The sequence below is a fragment of the Streptomyces aureocirculatus genome (genome assembly GCF_000720475.1).
Taxonomy (GTDB): Bacteria; Actinomycetota; Actinomycetes; order Streptomycetales; family Streptomycetaceae; genus Streptomyces; species Streptomyces aureocirculatus.
This window is the reverse complement of the sequence record NZ_JOAP01000001.1, coordinates 209,001-229,718: the sequence shown is the minus strand read 5'-3', so window position 1 is coordinate 229,718 and position 20,718 is coordinate 209,001. Positions and strand designations below refer to the sequence as shown.

The 20,718-nt window shown below is 72.7% G+C and carries 22 protein-coding genes; 9 read left to right on the top strand and 13 right to left on the bottom strand.

Annotated elements, in window-relative coordinates; all coding sequences use genetic code 11:
* The first annotated feature begins 43 nt into the window (after positions 1-43).
* Positions 44-763 carry a DUF2470 domain-containing protein gene (locus IG78_RS0100970; protein WP_030558965.1) on the top strand — a complete coding sequence of 240 codons (720 nt, stop codon included), beginning with the start codon at positions 44-46 and terminating at the stop codon, positions 761-763.
* Here the strand turns inward: IG78_RS0100970 and IG78_RS41495 are convergent.
* On the bottom strand, positions 702-1,040 hold the full coding sequence (locus tag IG78_RS41495) for a YkvA family protein (RefSeq protein WP_037684675.1): 339 nt from the start codon (positions 1,038-1,040) through the stop codon (positions 702-704). The two genes, IG78_RS0100970 and IG78_RS41495, sit on opposite strands and share 62 nt — an antisense overlap.
* 77 nt (positions 1,041-1,117) lie before the next feature.
* On the opposite strand from IG78_RS41495, the gene IG78_RS0100960 reads away from it, so the two are divergent.
* Positions 1,118-1,768, top strand: coding sequence for an isochorismatase family protein (locus IG78_RS0100960; protein WP_078964676.1), 651 nt, complete (start codon positions 1,118-1,120; stop codon positions 1,766-1,768).
* A gap of 73 nt (positions 1,769-1,841) precedes the next feature.
* Here IG78_RS0100960 and IG78_RS0100955 read toward each other — a convergent pair whose 3' ends face one another.
* The 5 genes from IG78_RS0100955 to IG78_RS0100935 form a co-directional block, all read right to left on the bottom strand.
* Positions 1,842-3,002: a lactonase family protein gene (locus IG78_RS0100955; RefSeq protein WP_030558961.1), complete on the bottom strand. Its 1,161-nt coding sequence runs from the start codon at positions 3,000-3,002 to the stop codon at positions 1,842-1,844.
* Between the two features lie 124 nt (positions 3,003-3,126).
* On the bottom strand, positions 3,127-3,297 hold the full coding sequence (rpmF, locus tag IG78_RS0100950) for a 50S ribosomal protein L32 (RefSeq protein WP_030558959.1): 171 nt from the start codon (positions 3,295-3,297) through the stop codon (positions 3,127-3,129).
* 97 nt (positions 3,298-3,394) lie between these two features.
* Positions 3,395-4,459: a glutathione S-transferase family protein gene (locus tag IG78_RS0100945; protein WP_225881889.1), complete on the bottom strand. Its 1,065-nt coding sequence runs from the start codon at positions 4,457-4,459 to the stop codon at positions 3,395-3,397.
* Positions 4,456-4,809 (bottom strand): hypothetical protein, encoded by a 354-nt coding sequence (locus tag IG78_RS52540; RefSeq protein WP_037684673.1) that lies wholly within the window; start codon positions 4,807-4,809, stop codon positions 4,456-4,458. The genes IG78_RS0100945 and IG78_RS52540 overlap by 4 nt, the downstream gene beginning before the upstream one ends.
* Before the next feature lie 190 nt (positions 4,810-4,999).
* Positions 5,000-6,475 carry a cytochrome P450 gene (locus tag IG78_RS0100935; protein ID WP_030558955.1) on the bottom strand — a complete coding sequence of 492 codons (1,476 nt, stop codon included), beginning with the start codon at positions 6,473-6,475 and terminating at the stop codon, positions 5,000-5,002.
* A gap of 119 nt (positions 6,476-6,594) precedes the next feature.
* Between IG78_RS0100935 and IG78_RS0100930 the strand changes: the two genes are divergently transcribed.
* Positions 6,595-7,287 (top strand): TetR/AcrR family transcriptional regulator, encoded by a 693-nt coding sequence (locus IG78_RS0100930; RefSeq protein WP_078964675.1) that lies wholly within the window; start codon positions 6,595-6,597, stop codon positions 7,285-7,287.
* Here IG78_RS0100930 and IG78_RS0100925 read toward each other — a convergent pair.
* The 3 genes from IG78_RS0100925 to IG78_RS0100915 form a co-directional block, all read right to left on the bottom strand.
* Positions 7,250-7,753, bottom strand: coding sequence for a hypothetical protein (locus IG78_RS0100925; protein WP_030558952.1), 504 nt, complete (start codon positions 7,751-7,753; stop codon positions 7,250-7,252). The two genes, IG78_RS0100930 and IG78_RS0100925, sit on opposite strands and share 38 nt — an antisense overlap.
* Complete coding sequence (locus IG78_RS0100920) at positions 7,753-8,277, bottom strand: hypothetical protein (RefSeq protein ID WP_051852257.1); 525 nt, start codon at positions 8,275-8,277, stop codon at positions 7,753-7,755. Before IG78_RS0100920 ends, IG78_RS0100925 begins: the two co-directional genes overlap by 1 nt.
* 128 nt (positions 8,278-8,405) lie before the next feature.
* A complete protein-coding gene (locus tag IG78_RS0100915; protein ID WP_063760682.1) occupies positions 8,406-9,764 on the bottom strand; it encodes an MFS transporter in 1,359 nt (452 codons plus the stop codon).
* 56 nt (positions 9,765-9,820) lie between these two features.
* Here IG78_RS0100915 and IG78_RS0100910 point away from each other — a divergent pair, with 56 nt between their 5' ends.
* A complete protein-coding gene (locus IG78_RS0100910) occupies positions 9,821-10,453 on the top strand; it encodes a CGNR zinc finger domain-containing protein (protein WP_051852292.1) in 633 nt (210 codons plus the stop codon).
* Between the two features lie 94 nt (positions 10,454-10,547).
* Positions 10,548-11,066: a winged helix-turn-helix transcriptional regulator gene (locus IG78_RS0100905; protein ID WP_030558944.1), complete on the top strand. Its 519-nt coding sequence runs from the start codon at positions 10,548-10,550 to the stop codon at positions 11,064-11,066.
* Between the two features lie 32 nt (positions 11,067-11,098).
* Here IG78_RS0100905 and IG78_RS0100900 read toward each other — a convergent pair whose 3' ends face one another.
* Positions 11,099-12,637: a methionine--tRNA ligase gene (locus IG78_RS0100900; protein ID WP_030558943.1), complete on the bottom strand. Its 1,539-nt coding sequence runs from the start codon at positions 12,635-12,637 to the stop codon at positions 11,099-11,101.
* A 457-nt stretch (positions 12,638-13,094) separates the two neighbouring features.
* On the opposite strand from IG78_RS0100900, the gene IG78_RS0100895 reads away from it, so the two are divergent.
* Positions 13,095-14,288, top strand: a complete 1,194-nt coding sequence (locus tag IG78_RS0100895) for an MFS transporter (protein ID WP_030558941.1) — start codon at positions 13,095-13,097, stop codon at positions 14,286-14,288.
* 97 nt (positions 14,289-14,385) lie between these two features.
* Here IG78_RS0100895 and IG78_RS0100890 read toward each other — a convergent pair whose 3' ends face one another.
* Together IG78_RS0100890 and IG78_RS0100885 are read right to left on the bottom strand one after the other, a co-directional pair.
* Positions 14,386-15,258 carry an aldo/keto reductase gene (locus IG78_RS0100890; protein ID WP_030558940.1) on the bottom strand — a complete coding sequence of 291 codons (873 nt, stop codon included), beginning with the start codon at positions 15,256-15,258 and terminating at the stop codon, positions 14,386-14,388.
* A gap of 187 nt (positions 15,259-15,445) precedes the next feature.
* Positions 15,446-16,141, bottom strand: a complete 696-nt coding sequence (locus IG78_RS0100885; RefSeq protein ID WP_030558938.1) for a type 1 glutamine amidotransferase domain-containing protein — start codon at positions 16,139-16,141, stop codon at positions 15,446-15,448.
* A 199-nt stretch (positions 16,142-16,340) separates the two neighbouring features.
* Between IG78_RS0100885 and IG78_RS0100880 the strand changes: the two genes are divergently transcribed.
* Positions 16,341-17,000, top strand: coding sequence for an NADPH-dependent F420 reductase (locus tag IG78_RS0100880; protein WP_030558937.1), 660 nt, complete (start codon positions 16,341-16,343; stop codon positions 16,998-17,000).
* Between the two features lie 31 nt (positions 17,001-17,031).
* Here the strand turns inward: IG78_RS0100880 and IG78_RS0100875 are convergent, their stop codons facing one another.
* A complete protein-coding gene (locus IG78_RS0100875; RefSeq protein ID WP_030558936.1) occupies positions 17,032-17,475 on the bottom strand; it encodes a hypothetical protein in 444 nt (147 codons plus the stop codon).
* Between the two features lie 371 nt (positions 17,476-17,846).
* Between IG78_RS0100875 and IG78_RS0100870 the strand changes: the two genes are divergently transcribed.
* The gene (locus IG78_RS0100870; RefSeq protein ID WP_030558934.1) at positions 17,847-19,784 is read left to right on the top strand and encodes an ABC transporter ATP-binding protein; all 1,938 of its coding nucleotides are present in this window, start codon (positions 17,847-17,849) and stop codon (positions 19,782-19,784) included.
* A 112-nt stretch (positions 19,785-19,896) separates the two neighbouring features.
* On the top strand, positions 19,897-20,718 hold the full coding sequence (locus IG78_RS0100865; RefSeq protein WP_030558933.1) for a maleylpyruvate isomerase family mycothiol-dependent enzyme: 822 nt from the start codon (positions 19,897-19,899) through the stop codon (positions 20,716-20,718).

Sequence of the window (20,718 nt, the reverse complement as noted above, 5' to 3'; positions counted from 1 at the left end):
ATCTCCGATAAGTTAGGCAAGGCTTACCTAATGGAGGTTGAGGATGGGTGTCCGACACGTCAGCACGACCATGCCCACCGCGGCGGCGCGCGCCCGCTCCGTGCTGGCCACCGCCTGGTCCTGCGGGGTGACCACGGAGATCGGCAGGGACGATCTGGTCGGTGCCCACACCGTGAGCGAACGGGGCACGGTGCTCCTGCACCCGCCCGAGGACAGCGCGCTCGCCGCCGCACTGATCTGCGCGCCGCGCGGCGAGCCGTCCACGCTCCTGGAGTTCGCGGACGTGGCGCCGGTACCGATCAGGGACCGGGTGCGCTCACGGCTCTGGCTCTCCGGCACGCTCACGGCGACGCGCGACCACCTCGTGTTCGAACCGGTCTGCGTGGTGCTGCACGACGCGGGCGGCCGTACGGGCGTCGACCTCGACGAGTTCGCGCTCACCGACCCCGACCCGCTCGCGCAGGCCGAGTCCCGGCTCCTCACGCATCTCGCCGACGCCCACCCGGAGGCCGTGGAGCAGCTCACCCGGCTGATCTCCGCGGACAGCCTCACCGGCGTCGTCGCCGTCAAACCGCTCGCCATCGACCGGCACGGCCTGACGCTGCGTCTGGAACGCGTAAGCAGTCAGGCCGACGTACGCCTTCAGTTCCGTGAACCCGTCGACGACCTCGGCCAGGTCACCGAGCGGATGCACGCCCTGCTCACCAAGGCGCGTCTGCTGCGCCGCCCGGTCCTGCGCCCGAGCGCCCCTCCCGAGTCCTGAGCACCTTCCCGCCCGCTTCGGCGGACGGTTCGGCCGCGGACCGCATTGATCGCAGCGCCAGGACGAGCACCCCTATGTCGTCCAGAAGCACGGGGTCGGGCAACAGGTCGGCGGGCAGTACGAGATAGCCGATCGCTCCCCAGAACACCCAGGCGCGACCCGTCGGCAGACCGGCCCGCCGCAGCGCGCGGCGGGTGCGGACGAGCCGTACAAGGAGCACGACGGCCACCACCAGCGTCGCGACCACCAAGACCGCGGCCACGGCCAGCAGCACCATGACTTCCGTCTTCACCGCACCAGCACTCCGATCAAATTGAAGGGCGCTGCCGGCGCGGCCACCGGCATGATGGCCCCATGAACACCGACAGCCGTCCCGAGCCCGTCGCGGCCACGCCCGCCGGGTCCCTGGACTCCCCGGCTTCAAACGCCGGTACACGTACCCGCACTGTCGACCCCGTGCACGCATTGATCGTGGTGGACATGCAGTCTGCCTTCGTCACCGGTGCGGACAGCGTGCCCCACGCCGCCACCGTCCTCGCCCGCACCGAACAGCTCATCGCCGGGGCCCGCGCGGCCGGTGCCCTCGTCGTGCAGTTGCAGAACGACGGCCCCGAGGGCGCGCCGGACGAGGTGGGCACGCCCAACTGGGAAGTCCGACTGCCGGTGGACACCGAACGCGGTGAGGTACTGCTGCGCAAGACCGTGGACGACGGCTTCGAGGAGACCGGACTCGAGGAACTGCTGCGGGGCAGGGGTGTGACCGCGCTCGCCGTCTGCGGCGTCATGTCGGAGATGTGCGTCAGCGCCACCGCGCGCACGGCCCTCGACCTCGACTTCCGCGTGGTACTCCCGCACGACGCCCATGGCACGTACGACATACCGGCGGCCGCGGGCATCAGCGACGCCGTCCCCGCGGCAACGGTGTCACGCGTCGCCGAGTGGGCACTCGGCGACGAGGTCGAGATCGTGCCGAGCGCCGACGACGTGAGCTTCGTGGTGCCGTAGCGGGGCGGATTCGGCCACTCCTGCTACGGGCGTGACCGGGGCCTTCGCGCCGGGAATCCGCGCGCCGCGCTCCTCACAACGGCAGCGCGCACACCGCGACCGGCGCCTCGAACGGCCTGCCCGCCGGGCTGAGCGCCCCGGTCCGCCCGTCCACGCGGAACACACTCACCGACCCCGAGCGCTGGTTCGCGGTGAACAGGAGCCGGCCCGACGGGGAGAGCGCGAGGTGGCGCGGGAAGTCGCCGTCCACCGGCACCGTGCCGAGCAGCCGCAGGTGTGCGCCGCCACGCTCGACCGCGTACCGGGTCAGGGTGTTGTCCCCGCGGTTGGCGAGGTAGGCGAAGGCTCCGTCGCCGGTCACGACGAGCTGCGCGGGATAGCTCGTGACGCCGGGGCGGGTGCCCGTGGGCTGCGGATCACCCGGCGTGAGCCGCCCGCTCGCCAGGTCGTAGGCGCAGACGACGACCGTGTTGTCCAGCTCGTCGGCGAGGTACGCGAAGCGCCCCGCGGGGTGGAAGGTGAGGTGCCGCGGCCCGGCCCCCGGCCGCACCGTCGCACTGGAGACGCGGCTCAGCTTTCCGGCGGTCGTGTCGAGTCGGTACGTGTAGACCGTGTCGGTGCCGAGGTCGACGGCGAGGACGTGGCGGCCGTCCGGCGCGGTGACGATCTGGTGGGCGTGCGGCCCCTGCTGACCGGGCCCGGGCGGTGGCGTGGAGTGCGTGACGAGATCGGTGCGCTCGCCCAGGGCGCCCGATGCGTCGATGGGGTGCACGGCCACGCTGCCGGAGGTGTAGTGGGCGCTCAGCAGCCAGCGGCCACCGGGGTGCACGGACAGATGGCAGGGTCCGGCACCGCCGCTGTCGCGCGTGCCGAGCACCTGCGGGCTGCCGCCGGGCGGCAGGTCGACCGCCGTCACTCCGCCCTGCTCACGCTCGTTGACGGCGTACAGCGACCGCCCCGAAGGGTGCACCGCGAGATAGGAGGGGTCCGGCACGCCACCGATGGTGCCCGCGGCGGTCACGGTGCCCGTCGCCTCGTCGTAGGTGGCGATCCCGATGCCGGTTCCGCCACCCGGCTGCGAGGTGTACGTGCCGAGGAACAGGCGCCGTTGTCCGCGTGCGCCTCCACCGGCCGGAGCCCCGACCGCCGCCGGAGCCGCGCCGGCCGGAGCCGCGCCGGTCACGGCCGCCGTGGTCACGGCGAGAGACGTACCGATGAACCGCCTTCTGTTCATGACTGCACCTCATGAGACGGGAGTGACGGATATGACAGCCACAGTGGCCCCAGAAGTCCCAACAGACAAGACCCGCAACATGAGTTGCATTCTCTGCAACGCGCTGCCTGCGCCCTGCGGTGGGTCAGCCCTCGGGGGCGATGAGGCCGCGCTCGTATGCCTTGACCAGGCGCTGCGGGACCATCCGGGTGACGCCGTCGACCGTCACCGGCACGAGCTGGGGGGTGGTGGCCTTCCACTGGGCGCGGCGGTGACGCGTGTTGCTGCGGGACATCTTCCGCTTCGGGACGGCCATCGGATCCTCCTGGTGCGAGGGGTGCGGGGACGGCCCGAGGCTATATGAAAATGGATCCCATTAGCAAAAGGTGGCCCGAGCTGACGGCACGGCGCCGTCACGGACGTCCCGACGCCGCGACCTCCTCCCCTTCCGGCACCGGCCCGGGTGCCGTCCCCTCGCCGAACGGGCTGCCGCCGAGCTCCTCGCGGTGATGCGGTGTCAGCCAACCCGCCAGGTCGGGGCCGAGGGGGACGACGGCGGTGGGGTTGATGCCCGTGTGCACTTGGTAGTAGTGGCGCTTGATGTGGTCGAAGTCGACCGTGTCGCCGAAGCCCGGGGTCTGGTAGAGGTCACGGGCGTAGGCCCACAGGACGGGGTCCTCGGTCAGCTTCCTGCGGTTGCACTTGAAGTGGCCGTGGTACACCGCGTCGAAGCGCACGAGCGTCGTGAACAGCCGGATGTCGGCCTCCGTGATGCTGTCGCCCACCAGATAGCGCCGCCCGGCGAGCCGTCGCGACGTCTCCTCCAGGCGCCGGAACACATCCTCGTACGCGGACTCGTACTCGCTCTGGGAGGAGGCGAAGCCCGCGCGGTACACGCCGTTGTTGACGTCGTGGTAGATGCCCTCCATCACCTCGTCGATCTCCGCCCGCAGCGGCTCTGGATACAGATCGGGGGCGCCGGGGCGGTGCAGGTCCTGCCACTCCGTGGCGAGGTCCAGGGTGATCTGCTGGTAGTCGTTCGTGACGAGCTGACCGCTCGGGACGTCCACGATCGCGGGCACGCTCACGCCGCCGGGGTAGTCCGACTCGCGTGCGTCGTAGGCCTCGCTGAGGTGGTGGATGCCGAGGACGGGGTCGCGGCCGTCCGGGTCGAGGGTGAAGCGCCAGCTCCGGTCGTCCTGGATCGGGTCGGTGACGGCGAGGGAGAGCGCGTCCTCCAGGCCGAGCAGTCTGCGGGAGACGAGGGCGCGGCTCGCCCACGGGCAGGCCCTGCTCACCACCAGGCGATAGCGTCCCGCTTCCACGGGCCAGCCGTCCCGGCCGTCCGCCGTCACACGGTCGGCGAAGTGGCTCCGCGAGCGCTTGAACGGCTTCTTGCCCAGCGCGGCGTTGCCGGACGCCTGCGCCACGCCGGACGTCCCGCCGTCCTCGGTCTTCCGCTCGCCACCGCCGCTCATCGCAGGCTCCCCTCGCGGCGCGGGGCCGGAGCGGTCGCGGGGGCCGACGCCGCGTCCGGCCCGATAGGTCGGCGGCCGTCCGGTGACGGTTCGTCGGCGGGGCGGCGGTCGGCGTCGGCGGGCCCCGGTGCCGGGGCGTGCGGTGCGAGATCGTAGATCCTCTCCAGGAGCCAGGCCTCGTTGCCCGCGAGGCCCGCACGCCGCAGCGCCTCGTCGGCGTCCGCGATCGGCACGGCGAGCAGCGCCGCGGTCTGTGCCGTCGCGGGGGCGGACAGGGCGGCGCGTGCGGTGTGCAGCAGCCGCAAGCACGCCTGCGCCGCGGCCAGTTCGGGATACGTCGTGCCGGTCATGTCGGTTGGCTCCTTAACGCGCGGTTCCCATGGTCGAAGGTGCAACCCCCACTCTTGCGCACGGGTCTGACAATTGCCCTTCAACCGCCACGCGAGCCGCCGCCCGGCGCCACGTCACGCGGTCGGCGGCGCCGGGTCACCCGGACCGGCGTACCAGTCCCGATCACCCGGACCGGCGTACCGGCACGGTTCACCCGGACCGGCGTACGAGCCGCAGCCGCAGCCCCTGCGGCATCAGCGTCAGCCGCTCCGCGACCCGCAGCCGGTAGCCCGGGTCCGGCACCAGGTCGTAGCGGCGAAGGAGCAGCGCGAGCACCAGCGTCGCCTCGTGCAGCGCGAACTGACGGCCGATGCAGGCACGCGCGCCGGTGCCGAACGGCTTGAAGACGTGCGCGGGCCGCGACCGCACCGCGGCGGGCGCGAACCGGTCGGGGGTGAACTCCTCCGGCCGCGGACCCCACGCCTCCGGATCCCGGTGCAGGAGCATCGTGAGCACCAGCGCCCACGCGCCACGGCGCATCGGGTGCACCCCGCCGAGCACCGTGTCCGCCAGGGCCTCCCGTGCGAACGCGGGGGCGGTCGGCCACAGGCGCAGCGACTCGTCGAGGACGCGGCGTACGTAACGGAGCTTGGCCACCTGTTCGTACGCGGGCACCTCCGTGGCCCCCCACACCTGGTCGACCTCGTCCCGCGCGCGGGAGAGCACCTCGGGGTGGGTGGCGAGGTAGTGCAGCGCGAACGACAGGGCGCCCGACGTCGTCTCGTGCCCGGCCACCAGGAAGGTGATGACCTGTCGGCGGATGTTCTCCGGAGACAGGCGTTCGCCGGTGTCGGGGTGGGCGACGTCCAGCATCCGGTCCAGAAGGTCGCCGCGGGAGCCCGAGGCGTCGGCGGCACGCCGGGCGGCGATCACCCCGTCGACGGTGTGGTTCAGGTACGCCATGTCGGCGGCGTTGCGCCGCTCGGCCCGGCGCAGCAGCACGGGTGCGAGCGCGGGTGGCAGGACGTTGCGCCGCTGCGCGTGCGAGAGCGTGCCGACCATGGCGCTCACGAAGGGGTGCGGCCTGGCCCGTTCGAAGGAGCCGAAGTCGTGCCCGAACCCGGTGCGGGAGATGGTCTCCAGGGTCAGCTTCGTCATGTCGCCCGGCACGTCCACGGCCCGCCCGGCGGCCGCCGAGGCGTCCCAGCGGGCCATGAGCTGCCCGGCCACGTCCAGCATCAGCGGGTGATAGCCCGCCATCGCCTCCCGGCTGAAGCCGGGCGCCAGTATGTCGTGCGCCAACTGCCAGTTGGGCTCGTGGTTGTACGCCGTGAACAGGCCGTCGCCCGCCACCGGCCGCAGATTGGCCACGCCGAGCCCCACGTGCTTGGCGAACCGCGCCTCGTCGGCGAGCTCGGCCGCGAGCCGTGCGCCCCAGACGAAGACGATCTCCTTGCCGAAGGCCTTGCGGCGGAAGACGGGACCGAGGCGGCGCCCGATGGCCATCGAGTCCTGCACGGGCGTGCGGACGTTCGCGCCGAGCACGTCGCCGATCAGCGGAACACGGCGGGACGGGTGCGGTATCCGGTCGAGCCGTGGCCAGCCGGCCTCCGCGCTGCGAAACCCCTTCGGCAGGCCCTCGGGCGGTGGCCCGGCGCTCCCCGTCGGCTGTGTGGTCTGCGCCATGGCCGCCATCTCCCTTGTGCACAGGGCTCCTTGGCGTGGCCAGAGCCTGTTGTACGTGGATTCAACAAGGGCTTCCAGTCTGGTGCTGTTGTTGAACCGACGTCAAGTAAGGTGCTGCCATGGCCGCGAACCCGCAGCACAGCCCCCGGCGCAGGCTGAGTACCCAGGAGCGCAGGGAGCAACTGCTCACGGTGGGGGCGCGGCTGTTCGCACAGAACCCCTACGACGACGTCTGGATCGAGCGGGTCGCCGAGATCGCGGGTGTCTCCCGCGGGCTGCTGTACCACTACTTCCCGACGAAACGGGACTTCTTCGCCGCGGTCGTCCAGCGCGAGAGCGACCGCATGCTGCGCCTGACGACCGCCGAACCGGGTCTGCCGGTGCGCGAGCAGCTCGGGGTCGGCCTCGACGCCTTCCTGGGCTACGTGGAGGGCCACGCCCAGGGGTTCCGTGCCTTCCACCGCGCCAAGGAGGCGGGCGATCCCACGGTGCGGGCGGTGTACGGCGAAGGGCTCGCCGCGCAGGAGCGGCAGATCCTCGCCGCCCTCACCGCGGACCCCGAGACCGCCCCGCTGGCCGCCGAGCTGCCCGCCCTGAAGCTGGCCGTGCGCGGCTGGCTGGCCTTCATGGTGGCGGTCTGTCTGGAGTGGCTCGATGGGCCGGAACTGACGCGCGCGCAGGTGCGGGACCTGTGCGCGCGGGCCCTCCTCGGAGCGATCCTGCCCTGGCCGGACAGCGGGCCCCAAAGCGGGGCCCTGACCTCGCCGGACATCTTCAGTCGGGCAGGAAGCCGGCGCCGAAGTGCTCCGTGAGGGTGTGCCGGGAGCTGCCGCCTTCGTCCCCGAGCCGCTCGGCGGCCCACAGGAAGAAGTCGTCCGCGACGGTGTCGATCCAGTCGTACGCCGGGTCGAAGGGGCCGGGGTCCGGCGCCGGGTAGCGGAGTTCGAGCTCAGGGCCGCCCGTCCCGAACACCGTGAAAAGACGGTGGCCGTCCCCCTCGGACGCCTGCCGTACGGCCACCCGTGAGCAGTCCCACCGCGTCGGCCCGTACTGCAGCCAGAGCGTGCCCGACCCCGGACCGTCGGCGTACAGGGCGGCGGCCACGGCGACGTCGCCCTGCCGGGAGGCGTCCGTGAGGTGCACGAATCCATGACAGCGCCCGGAGCCGGGGGAGAGCACGCCCGTCGTGATGTCGAGCGACCAGATCCGCCCGTGCCGGTCGTAGTCCTGCAGCACGACCTCGCGGGTCGGGACGGCGGGTTCGTCTATGGCAGGCATCAGCGGCGCCGCTCGAGGCCGGGTTCCCGGTCGACGGCGGCGCTGCTGCGGGTGGCCGCCGCGATCACCGCCGCCCAACTGCCGTACCTGGCGAACTGCTGGTCCGCTGTCGGGCCCAGTGGATTGCCGTACTTCTTCATCTTGCGGGCTTCCAGCTCCTTCACCGCCTCCGGGGACATACCGGCCCGGGTGATGTCCTTGGCCTCGTTGCGCATGTCGACCAGGCGCCGGGCGATCTCCTCGTCGGAGCGCCCGTCGGCGCGCATCTCTTCGGCGACATCCTCCATGGCGTCGAGCAGTTGGTGGTAGCGGATATGGATCTCCCGCGCCTCGGCCCTGTGTTCACCCGGCGCGCTCCCCAGCGCGTGCGCAGGGGCGAGCAGAGTGCCGCTGACCACCGTCATGAGGGGGAGCAGGGCGAGGACGACGATGCGGCGCAGGAGGGGTGCGGAGTGCGCTGAGTGCGCCGGATGTGCTGAACGCGCTGGGTGCGCGGACGGTACGGACGGTGCGGGCAGGGGCACGAAAGCTCACTTTCGGCGGTGCGGTGGGCGCCCCACGCGGCGGGCAGGTGTGGCTCACGGCGGAACGCCCGGGACGAGCCGGACGTTACGGCCGCGCGCACAGGTGAGGGCCCTGTGGCGTCGGCGCGTCAGGGTGACGTACGGGTTCCCTGGGAGCGGTGGGGCACACCAGGACGTTGACCGCCGCCCGCTCCCGACAGCGCCACGAAGCCGAGGGCCGCGAGGATTTCGAAGCCCGCGGCCACGAGGAGCGAGCCGGAGAGGGACCAGGTGGCCAGCGGGCCGCCGAGGCCCGCGCCGATCGCGTAACCGGTGATCTTCAGGCTGGCTCCGGTGGTGAAGATCTGCCCGCGCAGGTGCGCGGGGGCCTCCCGGTGCCGCACCGCGAACAGGGCCGTGAGCTGCGGGCCCGCCCCGGCGCCCGCGACCGCCATGGCCGCGAACAGCCCGAGGGGCGACAGGGTCGCGGCCAGGAGCAGCGCCCCGGCGAGGGTGAGCGTGCTGCCCAGGATCGTCGCGTCGGGCCGCAGCACGCCGGGGTACCGGGCCAGCAGGGCGTTGGCGGCCAGGGAGGCGGCGGCGAGGGCGGCCAGGAGGAAGGTGCCCGAGTCGGTGGTGCCCAGGGCCCGTTCGCCGAGCAGGGGTGTGCAGGTCACCAGGATGCCGACGCCCGCGTAGGAGATGACGGAGGTCAGCGTGGCGCGCGCGAGGGGGCGGATGCGGCCGATGGCTGCGAAGCCCGACCGCAGATCGGCGAGGACGGACGAGCGCGGAGGTGTGGTCGGGGGCGCGGAGGCGGGCGGCGGGGGAGGAGCGGCGGCGTCCGTGCGGGAAGGAGCGGCGTCGGACGTCGGGGAGGGCGCGGGGGTGGACGTGGGGGAGGGCGCGCGAGCAGACGTGAGGGAAGGCGCGGGTGCGGTCGCGGGGGAGCGGTCGGGCAGTGTCCATGCCGCGGGCAGCGCGAGGACTATCAGGGCCAGGGACACCACGACGCCCACCGGAGCCCCCGCCGCCATGGCGACCGCGCCGGCGAGTGCCGGTCCCGCCAAGGCCGCGAAGTTGTAGGTCAGGGCGTCCAGTGCGGTGGCGCGCGGCAGGTTCTCCGGGTCGGTCACCTGCGGCAGTTGCGAGGTCCAGCCACCGGCCAGGGCGGGGCCGAGCAGGCCGCCGCACAGGGCGGTGGCGTGGACGAGCGGCAGCGGCAGACGGCCGAGGCTCAGCAGGATGGCGAGCAGCGCCAGGGAGTACGCGGCCAGCGCGGCGGTGAGCAGCCGCCCCGGCCGTACGGCCCGGTCGAGCAGCGCCCCGAAGACGGGCCCGCCCACGGCAGCGGAGAGCGTGACCGCCGACAGGAGCGCCGAGGCCGTCGACGCCGAACCCGTCACCGAGAGCCCCACCAGGAGCAGGGCGGGACCTGTCATCTCGTCACCGGTGCGCGCGGCGGTGGCACCCGTGAGGTACCGCCCGATGTTGTAACGCTTTGGCATGGCTGCGACGTTACAAGGTAACGGGTGGGCTGGCTATGGGCGTTACTCTGGCTCTCGTGGAGAAGCCGAAGGGTGAAAAGGGTGCGGCCGCACAACCGCGCGACGACGCAGGGGCGTCCGAGGGCGAGTGGTCCACGCGCCATTCCGTCCTGCGCTCGGCGCAGCGCGCCGCAGCACTGGTCAACGTCCTGAGCGCGGACGGACCCGACGCGCCCGGCGTCGCGTCGGTCACCGCGGTGCTGCGCGAGTACGGGGAACAGGGCCCGCTGGACGTGACCGCCCAGGACGTGGCGGACATGCGCACCGTGTCCGACCGCCTCCGCGACGTCTTCGCCGCTCCCGGTGTCGGCGCCGCGGCGGCCCGCCTGAACAAACTCCTCGCCGAGGGGTGCGGACCGGTCCGGCTCACCGCGCACGGCGGCGGCACGCCCTGGCACATCCACCTGGACGGCGACGACTCCGCGCCCTGGGCGGAATGGTTCCTGGCCTCGTCCTGCATGGCCCTGGCCGTGCTGCTCTGGGACCGCCAGCGGGCACCCGGCGGGCTGTGCGCGTCACCGCGGTGCGACTCCGTGTACATCACCGGCGGCAGCGGTACGGCGCGCCGCTACTGTTCGCCGCGGTGCGCGACCCGTGAGCGGGTGGCGAGCCACCGGCGCGCCAAGGAGGGCAGGGACACCGCGGGTTGAGGGGCTCTCGTGCAGTGCTTCTCCGGGTTCCACGAAGTACTTCACCGGGTTCCGGGAGGCGTACACCCGCGCGAACCCTTCCTATGCTGGCCTCATGAGGCGTACTTCCTTTGCGAATTGGCCCTGTTCCATCGCGCGCACGATGGATCTGCTCGGCGACTGGTGGACGCCGCTCGTGCTGCGTGAGGCCTTCTACGGGGTCACGCGGTTCGACGCGTTCCAGCAGCAGCTCGGCATCGCGCGCAACACCCTCGCCGACCGGCTGCGCCGTCTCGTCGACGAAGGCCTCCTGGAGAAGCGCCCGTATCAGAGCGAGCCGGTGCGGCACGACTACGTGCTCACCGAGAAGGGCCGCGACTTCTTCGGCGTGCTCGCCGCCATGAACAGTTGGGGCAACCGCTGGCTCAGCGGCGACGACGGCGCGCCGGTCGTCTTCCGGCACGAGCCGTGCGGCCACGAGAGCACCGCCGAAGTGGTGTGCGGCCACTGCAAGGCGCCGATGACGTCGGAGGACACCAGGCCGCGCATGGGCCCGGGCTTCCCCGCCGGGCTCGCCGAACGGGCCGAGGTGCGCAGGCGGTTCGCCCAGGGCCGGTCCGGCCCTGGGCGATAGGCCACCAGCGACCTGACCCGGCAGTGCCGTTCTCAGACCGCCGGACGCGGTGACTCGCCGACGCGCGGAAACAGTGGCCGTGCCCGCGGGAGTCGCCCGTCGGCGGTGGGTGTGCACTGCGCGGTCACCCGGGACGCCGACTCCGGTACGAACGGGCCGAGTTGGTCCGCGACCGTGCGACACGCGCCGACCAGGGCGGCGAGCACCCCGTCGAGGCGGTCGCCCGCCGCCACATCGCCCGCGCGCTCGGCCTTGGCCAGCTCCCAGGGCCGGGTGCCTTCGACACAGCGGTCGGCCTCCGCGACCACCCGCCAGACGGCGTCCACCGCCCGCCGGAAGTCGAAGCCCGCCAGCGCGTCGTCGACCTGTGCCGGAACCTCCCGGCAGGCGGCCACGAGCCGCTCCGTGCCCACGGCCGGAGCGCCGGGCACCGGCACCCGGCCGTCGCGGAAGCGGTGCGCCATCGTCACGACCCGGTTGACGAGGTTCCCCAGGCCACCCGCGAAGTCGGCGTCCGCCCGGGCGACGAGCCGCTCCCGGGTGAAGTCCGCGTCGCCGACGCGCGGCACGTCACGCAGCAGCCACCACCGCACCGCGTCCGTCCCGAACTCCGCGACGAGTTCCGTCGGATCGACGGTCGCGCCGGCCGACTTGCTGATCTTGCGGCCGTCCACGGTGAGGTAGTCGTGCACCAGGACGTCCGTGGGCAGCGGCAGTCCGGCCGACAGGAGCATGGCAGGCCAGTACACCGCGTGGAAGCGGACGACGCCCTTGCCGACGAGGTGGGTGCGGCGCGTCGCACCGCTCCACCACTGCTCGTACGCGGGGTCGCCGGTGCCGTAACCGAGGCTGGTGACGTAGTTGCCGAGGGCGTCCCACCAGACGTAGACGACCTGCTCGGGGTCGTCGGGCACGGGGATGCCCCAGCCGCGCGCCCGCGTGTGCGAGCGTGACACCGAGAAGTCGTGCAGGCCGCCCTCGATGAGCGCGAGCACCTCGTTGCGGCGCACGGCGGGCTCGATGCGCAGGCGCCCGGACGAGATCAGCTCGTGCAGATGGTCCCCGTACCGGGAGAGCCGGAAGAACCAGTTCTCCTCGGCGACGGGCCGGGGTCGCGTGCCGTGCTCGGCGCAGCGCCCTTCGACGAGTTCGGCCGGTGTGTAGAACTGCTCGCAGCCGACGCAGTACAGGCCCTCGTAGTGCTTGCGGTACAGGTCGCCCGACTCCGCGCACCGCCGCCACAGGCGTTCCACGCCCACCCGGTGGCGCGGGTCGCGGCTGGTGCGGATGAAGTCGTCGAAGGAAAGGGCCAGGGGTCCGCGCAGCGCGGCGAACGCCTCCGCGTTGCGGTCCACCAGTTCCTGTACGGGGACGCCGGCCGCCTCGGCGGCGAGGACGTTCTTCAGCGAGTTGTCGTCCGTGCCGCTGAGGAAGCGGACCCGGTCGCCGCGGTGCCTGCGGTGCCGGGCGAGAACGTCCGCCTGGACGATCTCCAGGGCGAAGCCCAGGTGCGGGCGGGCGTTGACGTAGGGAATGGTCGTGGTCACGTACGTGGTACGCGGGGTGGTCATGGGAGCCTCCAGGATCTCCAGGGGGAGAGGCGGGGCTCCGTGACCGCAACGCGACGAGGCCCCGTCTCGGGGCCTCGGAACACGCGTGCGTCCGAAGTCAGCGGCCCCGTCGGCGGGGCATCATGACGCTACGGAACTCGGGCGTGATCATGCCGGGATGTTAGCACCGGGCCCACGGGCGGGGCCCGGGATTTTCACGCGGGTGCCGGTCCGCGCGGCGGTGGGGCCGCGGGCCGCCGGGTCCTCCACTACGGCGTCGATTACCTGCCAGACCACGGGCCGCGCCCTTGGTGAACTGAGCCGTGCCTCGAACCGGCACCCGTGACCGGCACGCCGCGGACGCCGAGTACCCCGCGGACGCCGAGTACCCCGCGGACGCCGAGTACCCCGCGGACGCCGGGCACCCCGAGTACCGCGCGCACCCCGCGCACCCCCTGATTCCCGCCAGGACGGACCCATGCCCCAGCTCAGAACCGCCACGCCCACCCCGGCCTCCCGCACGCCATTGCGCGGATGGCTCGCCGTAGGCTCGGTGACGGCGGGCCTCTTCGCCATCGTCACCGTGGAGATCCTGCCCATCGGCCTGCTCCCGTCGATCGGGCGGAGCTTCGACGTCACGGACGGCACGGCCGGTCTGACGATGACGATGCCCGGCTTCCTCGCGGCCCTGTCCGCGCCCCTGGTGACCACGGCCACCGCCCGCGTGGACCGGCGCACCATGCTGTGCGCCTTCACGGCCCTGCTCGCGGCGGCGAACCTCCTCGCCGCGGCCGCGCCCGCCTACTGGCTCGTGCTCGTGTCCCGGGTCCTGGTGGGCGTCACCATCGGCGGGTTCTGGTCGATCGGGGCCGGGCTCGCGGTGCGTCTCGTAGCGCCGGACTCGGCCGCGCGGGCGACGGCGGTGATCTTCTCCGCGGTACCGCTCGGATCGGTGCTCGGGGTGCCCGCCGGTACGTTCGTCGGCGAGGCCGCGGGCTGGCGAACCGCCTTCGGGCTCTTGGGAGTTCTGACGCTGTGCGTCTGGGGCGTCATGCTCGCGGTGATCCCGCCGCTGCCGCCGGAACAGGCGCTGCGAGTGGCCGTGCTGCGGAAGGCGGTGCGCGGGCGGGGCGTCCGCGGGGCGCTCTGGATGACCGTCATCGTCGTCCTGGCGCACTTCGGCGCGTACACGTACGTGACGCCCTTCCTCCGGCACGTGACGGAGGTGGGCCCGGACCAGGTCACCGTGTTCCTGCTGGCGTACGGCGCGGCCGGGATCGCCGGGAACTTCGTGGGCGGCGCGGCGGTGGCGCGCAGGCCGCGGGCCGCGTTCGTGACGGCCGCGGGCCTGATCGCCTGTGCCACGCTGCTGCTGCCCGTCCTCGGTGACCGGCCGGGCGGTGCGGTCGTGCTTCTCGTGGTCTGGGGAGTCGCCTACGGGGCCGTGCCGGTGTGTTCGCAGGCCTGGTTCGCGGCGGCGGTGCCGCGCGCACCGGAGGCGGCGTCGGTGCTGTTCACCGCCTCGTTCCAGGCGACGCTCTCGCTCGGGGCGCTGGCGGGCGGCGCCGTGCTCGACCGGACCTCGTCCTCGACGGTGATGGTGCTCGGCGGGCTCACGGCGGTGCTCGCGGTGGCGGTGGGAGCGCGCCGAGGGCCCCGCCCTGCCAACTGACCGCGAAGGCGCCGGTGCGCACCGTCGGGTGAGCACCGGCGCCTTCGCCCCGCGGGACCTGGTGCCCCGCGGGACCTGGTGCCCCGCGGGACCTGGTTCAGACGGCGGCGGCGAGCGCCTCGAACTGGGCGTCGTTCAGGGTGATGCCCGCGGCGGCGACGTTCTGCTCCAGGTGCGCGACGCGCGACGTGCCGGGGATGGGCAGCATGACCGGCGAACGGCGCAACAGCCAGGCGAGGGCGAGCTGGGACGGGCTCGCGCCGTGGTTCTCGGCGGCGGCGTCGAGCGGGCCGCCGGGGCGGGCCAGCTCACCGGTGGCCATCGGGAACCACGGGATGAACGCGATGTTCTCCTGCTCGGCGTACGCGAGCACGTCCTCGGAGCTGCGGTCGACCAGGTTGTACCGGTTCTGCACGGAGACGATCTCGGCGTGCTCGCGGGCCTCCTTGAGCTGCTCGAGGGTCACCTCGGAGACACCGATGTGGCGGATCTTGCCCTCCTTCTGCAGCAGGGCGAGCTCGCCCAACTGGTCGGCGAGCGGGACCTGCTGGTCGATGCGGTGCAACTGGTACAGGTCGATGCGCTCCACACCCAGGTGCCGCAGGCTCAGCTCGGTCTGCTGGCGCAGGTACTCGGGGCGGCCGACCGCGCTCCAGGCGTCGGGCCCGGAGCGGGTGAAACCGCCCTTGGTGGCGATGACGAGGTCGTCGGCATAGGGCTTGAGGGCCTCCTGGATGAGGACCTCGTTGACGAACGGGCCGTAGGAGTCGGCGGTGTCGATGAAGTTCACGCCGAGTTCCACGGCGCGGCGCAGCACACGAACGGCCTCGTCCCGGTCCTTGGGTTCGCCCCACACACCCGGTCCGGTGAGCTGCATGGCCCCGTAACCGAGACGGTTGACGGGCAGGTCGCCGCCGAGGGCGAAGGTGCCCGAGGCGTCGGCGGGGCGCGAGGTGTTCGAGGTGCTCATGGGAGCGGTCCTTTCACGACGTACGTACAACAAGATGTGTGACGGCTACGAACCTATGCGCAAGAACGCCCGAACGGCGGATACGGGCATGCAGCGACAGCCTTGCGGCCGGGCCCGGGCGGGCGGCGCGGCACGACGGTTCCCACGTCACGTCGGACAGGACAGCGCGGAAACGTACGGGGCGGCCTCAGCCCAGCTTCTTGAGGAGCTCGGCGGCCAGCGGTGCCGATGAGGCGGGGTTCTGGCCGGTGACGAGGTTCCGGTCGACGACCACGTGCGGTGCCCACGGCTCGCCCTCCTGGAAGTCGGCGCCCGCCGCGACGAGGCGGTCCTGGAGCAGCCACGCGGCCCGGTCGGCCAGGCCTGCCTGGGCCTCCTCGGTATTGGTGAAGCCGGTGAGCCGGTAGCCCGCGAAGGGGTTCGAGCCGTCGGGACCGGTGGCGGCGAGCAGCGCGGCCGGCGCGTGGCACACGACCCCGAGCGGCTTGCCGGACGCCAGCGCCCGCGTGAGCAGCCGCCCGGACGCGGCATCGGCGGACAGGTCCTCCATCGGGCCGTGACCGCCCGGGTAGTAGACCGCGGCGTAGTCGTCCAGGTCCACGTCCGCCAGGTCGACCGGCGCCCGCAGCTCGGTGAAGGACGCGAGCGCGGCGGCGACCCGGTCGGCGCCGTCCTGCCCGCCGTTCGCCTCCGGCGTCAGGCTGCCTTGGTCCACCGTCGGCACCACGCCGCCCGGCGTCGCGACCACGATCTCGTGTCCGGCGGCGCGGAACGCCTCGTACGGGGCGACGGCCTCCTCGGCCCAGAAGCCCGTGGGGTGCGGTGTGCCGTCCGCGAGCGTCCAGGACGTGGCACCGGTCAGCACAAAGAGAATCTTCGACATGCCCCGAACCTAGGCCGCCACAGCCATCGGAATCCAATAGGCAAACGAGTGACAGCCATGGAATATCCGATGGGAGGAAAGGGAATACCCGACTGCCGAATATTCCCTTGAGCAGGCGGAAATAGCCTCCGCCGGCACCGGGGTTGGAGGCATACATGAGGCAGCGGCACCCGGTCGCGGCACCCCACCGGAGGACTCCATGAAGATCGGCATCATTGGCGCGGGCAACATCGGCGGCAACCTCACCCGGCGCCTGACCGCACTCGGCCACGACGTATCCGTGGCCAACTCCAGAGGCCCGCAGACCCTCACCGCCCTCGCCGATGAGACCGGTGCCACGCCCGTCACCGTCGACGAGGCCGCACGCGGCGCCGAGGTCGTCGTGGTGACCATCCCGCTGAAGAACGTCCCCGACCTGCCGTCCGGTCTGTTCGACGGGGCCGCGGAGGGCTTCGCGGTGATCGACACGGGCAACTACTACCCCCAGCAGCGCGACGGCAGGATCGACGCCATCGAGGCCGGTCTGACGGAGAGCCGCTGGACCGAGCAGCACATCGGGCACCCCGTCATCAAGGCGTTCAACGGCACGTACGCGGACGACATCCTCGACAAGCCGCTCCCCAAGGGCGCCCCCGAGCGGATGGCGCTGCCCGTGGCCGGGGACGACGAGGCCGCCAAGAAGGTGGTCCGCGAGCTGATCGACGAGCTGGGCTTCGACACCGTCGACGCGGGCGGCATCGACGAGTCGTGGCGTCAGCAGCCCGACACCCCTGTGTACGGGCTGCGCGGTGGCGTCGCCGAGGTCACCCGGGCCCTCGCGGACGCGAGCCCGGAACGCCCCGCGGCGTTCCGGGCCTGAGCACCCGGCGGCGCCCGCTTCGGGTGGCCGGTCAGGCTCCGAGGCCGCCCCGCTTCAAGTGGAGCAGGGTGCCGTAGTCGTCGCTCAGCCAGATGCGGGCCTCGTCGGTGTGCATGCCCCCGAGCCGCGGGTTCGAGAACTGGTGCCGGACCGGTCCCTGCGGGTCGACCGCGACACACACCTGCTCCAGGCACCAGCCCGGATCGTCCCCCTCGGCGCGCAGCCGGATGTAGACGGGGTAGAGGTCGAGGTCGTCGGTGTCGAGCTGGGGCCTGCGCGGGTCGTTGTAGTACGCGTTGGCGACGTTGCCGCCCTCGCCGAGGACGAACTGGTTGTCGCCGTTGCGCGCGATCCTGTCCGAGTTCGCCAGCAGGAACTCACGTCCGGCGATGCCCAGGTAGATCCGCCCCTGCGTGGCCGCCCCCGCGACGTCGGCGGTGACGAGGGCGACGGTGATCTGGGTGATGGCGGTCATGGTGCGCTTTCTCCCCGGGGCGATCGTCGGAATGGCCGGTGTGCCGCACGGCGGGCACGCGGGAGGCGGCATGCGGCATGCGGCATGCGGCATGCGGCATGCGGGGCGGGAGGCGCGACGGACTGCGCGCGTACCTTCCGCCAGCACCGTCCTCCCCTGCCCCGTCCGGAATAACCGGGAGCGCGATCACATGCTGGGGGCGCTCGGTGCAATCCGGGGGCCTATGCGGTTGATCGGACTGCTACGCCGTACGATCCCGGTGCTCCCTCGCCCTCCGGGTGGCGGACCGTGGCGTCGCCCCGGATTCCCCGGGCGCGCTCAGGCGGAACGCGCCCTGACGCGTCCTGTCGTGCGTGACCCACTCAGAACCCGTGTTCGACGAACAACCGCAAGTCAAGACAGACCCCGCGGAGGCCGGGCCGCCGCTCTCCGCCCGGGAGACCTGGGCCGTCCTGTACCGCCACTTCCGCCCGCACCGCGGGGTGGTGGCGCTCGGCGCCCTGTTCACCCTGATCGGCGCGGCCACAGGTCTCGCCCAGCCGGTCGCCGTCGAGGCGTTGGTGAACCGGCTCTCCGACGACGAGTCGGTCACCTCGATCCTCGTCTTCCTGACGTGTCTGCTCGTGATCGGCACGGCGGTCGAGTCCGTGGGCAGCTACATCCTCGAACGCACCGCGCAGTCCGTCGTGCTCGACTCGCGGCGCTCCCTCATCGGCCGCCTGCTGCGGCTGAAGGTCACCGAGCTCGAGCGCGTACAGCCCGGCGACCTGATGTCCCGCGTCACCTCGGACACGACCCTGCTCCAGGCCGTCACCACGCAGGCCGTGGTGTCCGCCTTCTCCGGCGGCCTCACCGTCGTCGCCACCATCGTGATGATGGCCTTCATGGACCCGGTGCTGCTCGGTGTCACCCTGGGCGTGATCGTACTCATCGGCGCCGCCACCGCCCTGGTCATGCCGAAGATCTCCAAGGCCACGCGGCAGGCGCAGGAAGCCGTCGGCTCGATCTCGACCGCCCTGGAGCGGGCCTTCGGCGCGTTCCGCACCCTCAAGGCCTCCGGCGCCGAGGAGCGCGAGGTGGCGAAGGTCGAGGAGGCGGCCCGTGAGGCGTGGCGGCACGGCGTGAAGTCGGCCAAGTGGCAGGCCGTGGCGTGGAGTTCCATGGGCTTCGCCATCCAGGTGTCGTTCCTCGCGGTGCTCGGCGTGGGCGGGGCGCGGGTCGCCTCGGAGGCGATCTCGGTCGCGACGCTCGTGGCGTTCCTGATGCTGCTCTTCTACCTGATCGACCCGGTGACCCGCCTCGTCGACGCCGTCACGCAGTACCAGGTCGGCTCCGCCGCGGTGGCCCGCATCGTGCAGGCGGAGCGGATGGAGACGGAGGAATTCGATGCCTCTCCGCCGTGGGGGACGCAGGAGTCCGACGCGACGCCGTCGTCGGGGGAATCGGGGACACCGGGGACACCGGGGACACCGGGGACATCGAGGGCATCGAGGGCATCGGGGGCATCAAGAGCAAAGGATGCCGCCGTGCCGTCGCTCGCGCCGCGGGCGCCCGCCCCCGACGGCGCCCGCCCCGCCTCCGTCACCTTCGACGATGTCACCTTCCGCTACCGGCCCGACCTCCCGTACGTCCATCACGGTGTGAGCTTCACCGTCCCAGGACCCGGCATGACCGCGTTCGTCGGCCCCTCGGGCGCCGGCAAGACCACCGTCTTCGGGCTCATCGAGCGCTTCTACGAGGCCACGGGCGGCCGCGTCCTCGTCGACGGCGAGGACGTGCTCCGCAGGCCCCTCGCCGAACTGCGCGCCGCCATCGGGTACGTCGAGCAGGACGCCCCCGTCCTCGCGGGCACCCTGCGCGAGAACCTGCTGTTCGCCGCGCCCGACGCCACCGCCTCCGACATCCGCGACGTCCTCGTGCGCGCCCGGCTCGACACCCTCGTGGACACGCTGCCCGACGGCCTGGACACCGTGGTCGGGCACCGCGGCTCCAAGCTCTCCGGCGGTGAACGCCAGCGCGTGGCGATCGCCCGCGCGCTGCTGCGCAAGCCCCGGCTGCTGCTGCTCGACGAGGCGACGTCCCAGTTGGACGCCGTCAACGAACTCGCGCTGCGCGACGTCGTCGCCGAGGTGTCCAAGCAGGTCACGGTCCTCGTCGTCGCGCACCGCCTGTCGACGGTCACGCTCGCCGACCGGATCGTCGTCATGGACGCGGGCCGGGTCCGCGCGGTGGGCACGCACGACGAACTGGTGGTGGCGGATCCGCTGTACGGGGAGCTGGCCGCGACGCAGTTCCTGGCGTCGTCGTGAGCCAGGTGCGCCGAGAGGGTGCGCGGCCCCGGGTGGCGGGCCCCGGGCGGGGGCTCCAGGAACGGGGAAAACTCCGTCGAGGGGGCACTGGCACGTCGCCTAATGTGACGTCATGACCTTCATGCCCCTGGATCGGTACGCCGCCCAAATCATCACGCAGACAGGCCGGTTGACGGATCAGATCAAGGGCGCCGACCTCGCCCTGCCGGTGCCGACCTGCCCCGGCTGGAGCCTCGGCGACCTGCTGCGGCACGTGGGCGGTGCGCACCGCTGGGCCGAGGAGATCGTGCGCACCAGGGCGACGGGCCCGGTGTCGGACGACCAGGTGAACGACGTGTCCGGCGACGACCGCGCCGACGCCGCCGCCCTCACGGACTGGCTCCGCGAGGGCGCGGCCCTGCTCGCCGCCGCCCTCCGCGACGCGGGACCGGACGTACAGGTCTGGACGGTGGCGCCGAACGGTACCCCGTTGTTCTGGGCACGCCGCATGATGCACGAGTCGGCGCTCCACCGCGCCGACGCGGCCGTCGCCGTCGGCGGCACGTACACCCTGGACCGGGAGGTCGCCGTGGACGGCCTCCACGAGTGGCGGGGCTTCACCGAACTGCCGCAGGCCTACCCGTCGCCGGAGGCGGTGCGCGCCCTCCTCGCCCCCGGCCGCACGGTGCGCATGGAGGTGAGCGAGGCGGACGCCGCCCCCGGCGCGTCGTGGCTGGTCGACCTCACCGGCGAGGCACCCGTCGCACGGGACGCCGAGGACCCGGAGCAGGCGGGCGAGAGCGCCGCCGTGACCGTACGCGGGTCTGCCGCCGCGCTGCTGCTGCTCATGTACCAGCGGCAGGACGTCCTGGACGAAACAGTGGAGTTCACCGGGGACCGCGAGCTGTTCGCGCGGTGGCGGGAAGCGGTGACGCACTGGCTCCGCAAGTCCTGA

Coding starts and splice junctions, on each gene's coding strand:
- IG78_RS0100955 (WP_030558961.1), bottom strand. CDS start 3,002: ATGAACAGAAGGCGGTTCATCGGTACGTCTCTCGCCGTGACCACGGCG.
- IG78_RS0100885 (WP_030558938.1), bottom strand. CDS start 16,141: ATGTCGAAGATTCTCTTTGTGCTGACCGGTGCCACGTCCTGGACGCTC.
- IG78_RS41495 (WP_037684675.1), bottom strand. CDS start 1,040: ATGGTGCTGCTGGCCGTGGCCGCGGTCTTGGTGGTCGCGACGCTGGTG.
- IG78_RS0100900 (WP_030558943.1), bottom strand. CDS start 12,637: ATGACCACCCCGCGTACCACGTACGTGACCACGACCATTCCCTACGTC.
- IG78_RS0100890 (WP_030558940.1), bottom strand. CDS start 15,258: ATGAGCACCTCGAACACCTCGCGCCCCGCCGACGCCTCGGGCACCTTC.
- IG78_RS0100875 (WP_030558936.1), bottom strand. CDS start 17,475: ATGACCGCCATCACCCAGATCACCGTCGCCCTCGTCACCGCCGACGTC.
- IG78_RS0100905 (WP_030558944.1), top strand. CDS start 10,548: ATGAGGCGTACTTCCTTTGCGAATTGGCCCTGTTCCATCGCGCGCACG.
- IG78_RS0100915 (WP_063760682.1), bottom strand. CDS start 9,764: ATGCCAAAGCGTTACAACATCGGGCGGTACCTCACGGGTGCCACCGCC.
- IG78_RS0100880 (WP_030558937.1), top strand. CDS start 16,341: ATGAAGATCGGCATCATTGGCGCGGGCAACATCGGCGGCAACCTCACC.
- IG78_RS0100960 (WP_078964676.1), top strand. CDS start 1,118: ATGAACACCGACAGCCGTCCCGAGCCCGTCGCGGCCACGCCCGCCGGG.
- IG78_RS0100970 (WP_030558965.1), top strand. CDS start 44: ATGGGTGTCCGACACGTCAGCACGACCATGCCCACCGCGGCGGCGCGC.
- IG78_RS0100925 (WP_030558952.1), bottom strand. CDS start 7,753: ATGCCTGCCATAGACGAACCCGCCGTCCCGACCCGCGAGGTCGTGCTG.
- IG78_RS52540 (WP_037684673.1), bottom strand. CDS start 4,809: ATGACCGGCACGACGTATCCCGAACTGGCCGCGGCGCAGGCGTGCTTG.
- IG78_RS0100935 (WP_030558955.1), bottom strand. CDS start 6,475: ATGGCGCAGACCACACAGCCGACGGGGAGCGCCGGGCCACCGCCCGAG.
- IG78_RS0100930 (WP_078964675.1), top strand. CDS start 6,595: ATGGCCGCGAACCCGCAGCACAGCCCCCGGCGCAGGCTGAGTACCCAG.
- rpmF (WP_030558959.1), bottom strand. CDS start 3,297: ATGGCCGTCCCGAAGCGGAAGATGTCCCGCAGCAACACGCGTCACCGC.
- IG78_RS0100865 (WP_030558933.1), top strand. CDS start 19,897: ATGACCTTCATGCCCCTGGATCGGTACGCCGCCCAAATCATCACGCAG.
- IG78_RS0100945 (WP_225881889.1), bottom strand. CDS start 4,459: ATGAGCGGCGGTGGCGAGCGGAAGACCGAGGACGGCGGGACGTCCGGC.
- IG78_RS0100895 (WP_030558941.1), top strand. CDS start 13,095: ATGCCCCAGCTCAGAACCGCCACGCCCACCCCGGCCTCCCGCACGCCA.